At 75.5% G+C, this 6,811-nt stretch carries 4 protein-coding genes; all 4 read right to left on the bottom strand.

Annotation, left to right across the window (positions count from 1 at the left end; genetic code table 11):
- Positions 1-15: 15 nt before the first annotated feature.
- The 4 genes from ACQPZA_RS05745 to ACQPZA_RS05730 are packed head-to-tail and all read right to left on the bottom strand — an operon-like array spanning position 16 to position 6,794.
- Positions 16-1,650, bottom strand: coding sequence for a (2,3-dihydroxybenzoyl)adenylate synthase (locus tag ACQPZA_RS05745; protein WP_433279021.1), 1,635 nt, complete (start codon positions 1,648-1,650; stop codon positions 16-18).
- Complete coding sequence (locus tag ACQPZA_RS05740; RefSeq protein ID WP_433279019.1) at positions 1,647-5,174, bottom strand: amino acid adenylation domain-containing protein; 3,528 nt, start codon at positions 5,172-5,174, stop codon at positions 1,647-1,649. The genes ACQPZA_RS05745 and ACQPZA_RS05740 overlap by 4 nt, the downstream gene beginning before the upstream one ends.
- The gene (locus tag ACQPZA_RS05735) at positions 5,171-6,565 is read right to left on the bottom strand and encodes a salicylate synthase (RefSeq protein WP_433279018.1); all 1,395 of its coding nucleotides are present in this window, start codon (positions 6,563-6,565) and stop codon (positions 5,171-5,173) included. Before ACQPZA_RS05735 ends, ACQPZA_RS05740 begins: the two co-directional genes overlap by 4 nt.
- Positions 6,558-6,794, bottom strand: a complete 237-nt coding sequence (locus tag ACQPZA_RS05730; RefSeq protein ID WP_433279016.1) for an MbtH family protein — start codon at positions 6,792-6,794, stop codon at positions 6,558-6,560. Before ACQPZA_RS05730 ends, ACQPZA_RS05735 begins: the two co-directional genes overlap by 8 nt.
- Positions 6,795-6,811: the final 17 nt, after the last annotated feature.

Genomic DNA, 6,811 nt, shown 5'->3' with positions numbered 1-6,811 from the left:
CCGCTGGCGGCGGGGTCATGCCTGCTCGGCGCGCAGCCGCTGCACCAGAGCACGTTTGTCGATCTTTCCGACGCCCGTGAGCGGCAGCCGGTCGATGACCGTGAGCCGGTCGGGGTACATGAACCGCGCCAGCCCGCGTTCGGCGAGGAACGCGCGCAGCTGCCGCGGTTTCGGCGCCTGTGCACCGGCGGCGAGCACGACGACCGCGCACACCGCCTCACCGACGTTCTCGTCCGGGAGGCCCACGACCGCGGCCGCCGCGATCGCCGGGTGCGCCAGCAGGTTCTCCTCCAGCGCCGAGGCCGAGACGTTCTCGCCGCCCCGGTTGATCACGTCCTTGACCCGGCCCTCGACGACGAGATGCCCGGTCGGCAGCCGCCGCACCAGGTCCCCCGTGCGGTAGAAGCCGTCGGGGGTGAACGCGCCGGCGTTGTGCTCGGCCGCCCGGTAGTAGCCCCGGATCGTGTACGGGCCGCGGGTCCACAGCTCCCCGACCGTCCCCGCCGCGACGTCGGCGCCGTCCCGGTCGACCACCCGCAGCTCGTCGTCCGGCGACAGCGGGCGGCCCTGGGTACCGGCGACGAGGTCCTCGGGGTCGTCGAGGCGCGTGTAGTTGAGCAGACCCTCGGCCATGCCGAACACCTGCTGCAACGCGCACCCCAGCGCGGGACGGACCCGGCGCGCGAGCACCTCGTCCAGCTTCGCGCCGCCGACCTGCAGCAGCCGCAGGCTGGAGCGGTCGCGGGTGTCCCACTCGGCCGCGTCCACCCACAGCCGGGCCAGCGGCGGCACCAGCGCGGTGACGGTGACCCGCTCGCGCTCGACCAGCCCGAACGCCACGTCGGGGCTCGGCACCGGCGCCATCACCACCCGCGCGCCGACCTCCAGCGCCCCGAGCAGGCCCGGGCAGGCCAGGGGGAAGTTGTGGGCGATCGGCAGGCAGGCCAGGTAGACGTCGTCCGCGGTGAGCGCGCAGACCTCGGCGCTGGCCCTGGCGTTGTAGGCGTAGTCGCGGTGGGTGCGCGGGATCAGCTTCGGCTTGCCGGTGGTGCCGCCCGAGATGAGCAGCACCGCGACGTCGCCGGGATCGACCGTGGGCAGCGGCGCCGAGTCCCCCGCCGGGAGCGCGGCGAGCGCGGTGAACGGCCCCGCCTCCCCCGTCACGATGACGTGGCGCAGCGAGGGCACCGCCGCGGCCACCTGCGCGGCCAGCTCGCGGTGGTCGAACCCGTCGTGGCGGTCCGGGATCACGTAGGCCACGGCGTCGGCCAGCGCCGCGAAGTGCTCGATCTCGGTGCGCCGGTGCGCCGGAAGCGCCAGCACGGGCACCGCGGCCAGGCGCAGCAGCGCGAACAGCACCACCACGAACTCCGCGGTGTTGGGCAGGTGCACGACGACGCGGTCGCCCGGGGCGATGCCCAGCGCGCGCAGCCCGGCCGCGGTCGCGTCGGCCCGCCGGTCCAGCTCGGCGAAGCTCAGCCGCTGCTCGCCCGCCACGACCGCCGTGGCGTTGCCGTAGCGGGCGGCCCAGCTGCCCAGCCGCTCCCCGAGGGTCTCGTCGCGCCAGTGGCCGGCCGCCACGTACCGGGCCACGAGCTCGTCCGGCCAGTACTCGACGCCGTCGAGGCGTCCGCTGTCGGTGCTGCTCATAGCTGGTTCGCCAACTGCGCGGCGACCTCGGCGTCGGACAGCTCGGCGAGCTCGCAGAAGATCTCCGCGGCCCGCCGCAACCGCTGGGGCTCCGGCTCGTCGGCGAGCAGCCGCGCGGCCAGCCGGGCCACCGTGGGAGCGCCGAGCAGCGTCCGCACCGACGCGGTGGCGGCGCCGAGATCGGCCCGCAGGTCGGCGACGATCTCCGTGGCGATCAGGGAGTCGCCGCCGAGCGCGAAGAACTCCTCGGTGGTGCCGACGGGCTCGGACCGCCCGAGCGCCTCGGCCCAGATCGTCGCGATCGCCCACTCCACCGGTCCGGACGGCGCGACGCGGCCGGAGCCGCCCGCCCCGGCCTGCCCGACCAGTTGCCGCACCGCCCGCCGGTCGACCTTCCCGTTGACCGTGAGCGGCAGCGCGGACAGCGCGACCACCCGCTCGGGGACCATGTGCGGCGGCAGCAGAGCGCGCACCGCGGACCGCAGTGCGTCGGGGGCCGGCGTCCCGTCCGCGACGGGACGCAGGACGCCCGCGGCGAGGGAGCCGTCCACGACCACGGCGACCGCCGCCGCGGCGCCCGCGGCGACCAGCGCCGCCTCGACCTCCCCCAGCTCGATCCGGAAGCCGCGGATCTTGACCTGGTCGTCACGGCGGCCGAGGAACTCGACGGTCCCGTCCGGCCGGTAGCGCGCGAGGTCGCCGGTGCGGTACCAGCGCCCGTCGTCGCGGGTGAGGAAGCGGTCCGCGGTGCGCACGGGGTCGCCGCGGTAGCCGTGGGCCACCCCGGCGCCGCCGATCCACAGCTCGCCGGGCACCCAGTCCGGGACGTCGCGGCCCTGGCCGTCGACCACCCGCATCCGGACACCGCGCAGCGGCCTGCCGTAGGGCACCGACTGCCAGTCCGGGGGCACGACGGCGTCGACGACCTCGCAGAGGGTGGAGTGGATCGCGGTCTCGGTGGTGCCGCCCAGCCCGACGAACCGGCAGCCCGGCACCTGCTCGCGCAGCCGCCCCGGCAGGTCGACGCCCACGCGGTCGCCACCGAGCAGAACGACCCGCAAGCTCTCGCCGAGCCGCTCACCGGAGCGCAGCAGCATGTCGAGCAGCGGCGGCACGCAGTTGAGCACGGTCACCCGGTGCTCGCGCACCAGCCGGGCCCACGCATGAGCCTCCCGGCGGCCGTCCTCCCCGACCGTGACGACGGCGCCGCCGACCGACAGGGGCGCCGCGATGTCGAACACCGAGAGGTCGAAGTCCAGCGCGGAGATGGAGAGCGTGCGGTCGGCCGGCCCGAGCGCGTAGCGGTCGATCAGGTCCTCGACCGTGTTCATCGCCGCCCGGTGCGGTACCTCCACGCCTTTCGGCTCTCCGGTCGAGCCCGAGGTGAACAGCACGTAGGCGATCTGTTCGGGATCACTCGCCACCGGAGCGGCGAGTGGCTCCGCCGTGGTCGCGGCGGCCAGCGCGGCGCGGTCGAGCACCACGTCGAAGCCCGCGACGGACGCGATCCGCTCCGCGCGTGCCTGCGGCTGCTCGACACCGACCGGCACGTACCCGGCGCCCGCCGCCAGCACCCCGAGCACCGCGACCACCTGGTCGGGGCCCTTGGGCAGCGTCACGCCGACCAGGTCGCCCGGCCCGACGCCGCGGCCGACGAGCCACCCGGCCGTCCGGAGCGCGCGGTCGGCGAGCTCGCCGTAGGTCAGCGTCTCGTGGTCGCCGACCACCGCGGGTGCGTCCGGACGCCGCGCGGCCACGGCGAAGAACCCTTCGTGCAGCAGCCGCCGCGACGGCTCCCATCCCGGGTCGGTGGCCGCGTCGTTGATCGCGGCCCGCACGGCGAGCTGGCCGGGCGGCACCAGTCCCCCGGCCTGCTCCTCCCAGACCGAGGGCTCGGTACCCAGCCGGCGCACGAGATCGGCGAACGCGGCGAACATCGCGTCCACCACGCCGGGAGCGAACTCGCGTACCCGCACGTCCCAGTTCACGAGCAGGCCCCCGTGCAGCTCGGTGACCTGGGCGTCGAGCAGCACCTGCGGACCCTGGGAGATGATCCAGACGGCCTCCCCGAACGTGTCGTGCACGATCTCGCCGAACAGCTCGCCGAGGTTGAGCGCGCTGGTGAACACCACCGGGGCGAGCACCTGCTCACCGCGGGCCCTGGTGAGGTCGCGCAGCACCTCGACGCCGGAGTGGGCGGCGTGCGCGGTGTCGGCGTGCAACCGGGCGCGGACCGCGCGGGCCCGGTCGGCGAACGGGATCGGTTCGCTGAGGTCGACGGCGAGCAGCACGGAGCTGGTGAAGTCGCCCACAAGCCGCTCGACGTCCGGGTGCAGGGGGGCGCGGTCGAACAGCGGCACGTTGAGCAGGAACCGGGGCTGGGCGCTCCAGGCGCCGAGTACCTCGGCGAAGGCGGTGGCGACCGCCGCGGCCAGGGTGACGCCGTGGCGGCGCGCCCCCTCGGCCAGCGCCGCGCGCTCCGTCTCGTCGAGCAGCAGGTGCCTGCGGACGACGCGGGCCGGTCCGGGCACCGGGTGGTCGGCCGCGAGCGGCAGGTCGGGTGCACCGGGCAGCTCCGCGAGCCGCTCGCGCCAGTGCCGGGCCGCGCGTTCGCCCTCCGCGCTGCCCTGCGCCCGCCGGGCGGCCAGGTAGTCGCGGTAGGTGAGGCCGATCGGCGGCAGCACGGCGCCGGGGTCGCGGTAGAGCCGGGCGAGCTCGGCGAGCAGGATCCGGTAGCTCACCGCGTCGGCCGCCACCATGTCCACGTCGAGGTGCAGCCGGGTGCGCCCGTCCGGGAGCAGGCTCAGCGCCGCGGTGAGCACCTCGCCGCCTGCGATGTCCAGCTGCTGGTGCGACAGCGCGTCACGGGTGGCGGTCAGCGCCGCCTCCACCTCGGTGGCCCGGAGCCCGCGCAGGTCGTGGACGGTGAGCCGGCGGCGGCCGGCGTCGGGGTCCACCGGCCCGATCTCCTGGCGTCCGTCGTCGGAGACGCGCACCCGCAGCATGTCGTGCCGGGCGAGCAGGGCACCCAGCGCCGCGGCGAGCCGCTCGGGGTCGACGCCGGGCCCTGAGCTGTCCGACACTGGGCTGTCGAACTCGGTGTAGAGGTGCGCGGCGACCCCGCCGAGCGGCTGTCCCTCGGTGCGCCCGACCCAGTAGGCGTGCTGCATCAGGGCCAGGTCGAAGGCCGGATCCGCCCGGTTCAGGAAAGCCACTTTGCTGCCCTGTGAGGGCCGGAAAGTGGCTTTCCTGAACTCCGCCGGTGCCGTGGCACCCCCTGTGCCGCCCGTGAGCAGCGCCGCCCAGGCGGCCACCGTGGGCTGCTCCGCGAGCCGGGCGAAGTCGACGTCCAGCCCGGCCCGGCGCCAGCCGTTGGCCAGCTGCATCAGTGTGATCGAGTCCAGGCCCAGCTCGAACAGCGAGACGTCGTCGGTGATGTCCTCGACGTCCTCGCCGGTGAGCTCGGCGAGCGTGGCCCGCAGCCCGTCGGGCGTCAGGTCGGGGGCCGGGGGTGGCGTGCTCACGACGCGACCGCCGGCGCCGGATCCGCCCCCGCGCGGACCGTGCGGGCCGCCGGCACCAGGTACCGGCTGACGCTGCGCAGCTTCTCCCGCGTCTCCTCGAACTCCCGCTCGGGCGTCGACTGCCCCACCACCCCGGCACCCGCGCGGAGCCAGGTGCGCCCGCCCTGCTGGAAGACGGTGCGCAACACGAGCGCCGCGTCCAGGCTGCCGTCGGCGTCCGCCACGACCACCGCGCCGCTGTAGAGCCCCCGCTGCTCGGTCTCGTGGTCGCGGATGGCCGCGCAGGCGGCCGGCTTCGGCAGCCCCGAGGCGGTGACGGCGGGGAACAGCCCGGCGAACGCGTCCCAGCAGGTGCGCCCCTCCTGGAGCCGGCCGGTCACCCTCGACGCGAGGTGCTGCACGCTGCCTCGCTCGCTGACCTGCATGAACCCGTCGACGTGCACCGATCCGGGACGGCACATCTCGGCGATCTCGTCGTGCGCGCCCTGCACCGACACCGCGTGCTCGAAGACCTCCTTCGGGTCGGTCAGCAGCTCCCGGCGCAGCTTCAGGTCCATCGCGGCGTCCCCGGACAGCGCGCGGGTGCCCGCCAGCGGCTGGGTGGACACTGTGCCGTCGGCGGCGACCTCGACGATCGTCTCCGGGCTGAACCCGGCGGCGCACAGGTCCCCGAGCCGCAGCAGGAACGACCGCGCCGGGGTGTTGCCCCGGCGGCCGGCCTCGTAGGTGGCCGCGAGGTCGAGCTCCTCGGCGACCGGGACCACGCGGGAGAGGATCACCTTCTGCAGCCGCTCGGCGCGGATGTCCGCGACGGCGTCGGCCACGGCACGCCGGTAGTCGGCGCCACCCGCGGAGTCGTCCACCGTGGCGCGGGCCGTGGGCAGTGCTGGTCCGGCCCCGTCGTCGAGCCGGGCGTCGTCGAGCCGGGCGGCGAGCTCGGTGAGGCCTGCGGGCCGCACGTCCCGCAGTTCGGTGGCATCGGCCGACAGGCGCACCTCCTGCTCGGGCACGACCAGGTGCAGCAGCGGGCCCGCACCCACCGCCTCGGGCAGGCCGTGGAGCAGGTAGCTGAGCTCGAACGCGATCCAGCCGTACGCGCGCCAGCCCTCGATCCCGGTGCCGGCGAGCAGTTCGGCGACACGGTCGAGCGGCCGGTCGCCGGCCGGCACCAGCGTTGTGGTCGGGCCGTGGCGGAAGTGGATGCCGTCGCGGTCCAGCAGCACCTCGACGAGCGCTCCCGCCCCGTAGGACACCTCGTCGGGACGCTCGTAGAGCACGTAGGGGCCCCGGCTGGAGCGGGCGAGCCGCAGCGCCGCCGAGAGCGGGTCGACGCCGGTGGGCCCCGGGGTCCGGCAGTACTGCGGCGTGCGACGAGGCGTGAGCTCAGGCACGGGTGCGGCCCGCCGCGTCGGCGTCCATCTGGGCGATGAGGCTGGCCGGGCGCATGTCGGTCCAGGTCTCCTCGATGTGGTCGAGGCACTCCTGCCGGGCAGCGGGCCCGTGGGCGACCGTCCAGCCCTCGGGCACCGGCACGAACGTCGGCCACAACGAGTACTGGCCCTCGGCGTTCACCAGTGCGTAGAACGTGCCGCTGTCGTCGTCGAAGGGGTTGGTGGACATCGGTCCTCCTGGTGCTC

Origin of the sequence: Pseudonocardia xinjiangensis (assembly GCF_050948425.1) — a bacterium.
In the GTDB taxonomy this organism is placed as follows: domain Bacteria; phylum Actinomycetota; class Actinomycetes; order Mycobacteriales; family Pseudonocardiaceae; genus Pseudonocardia; species Pseudonocardia xinjiangensis.
This window is presented reverse-complemented; position numbering and strand designations above follow the sequence as displayed.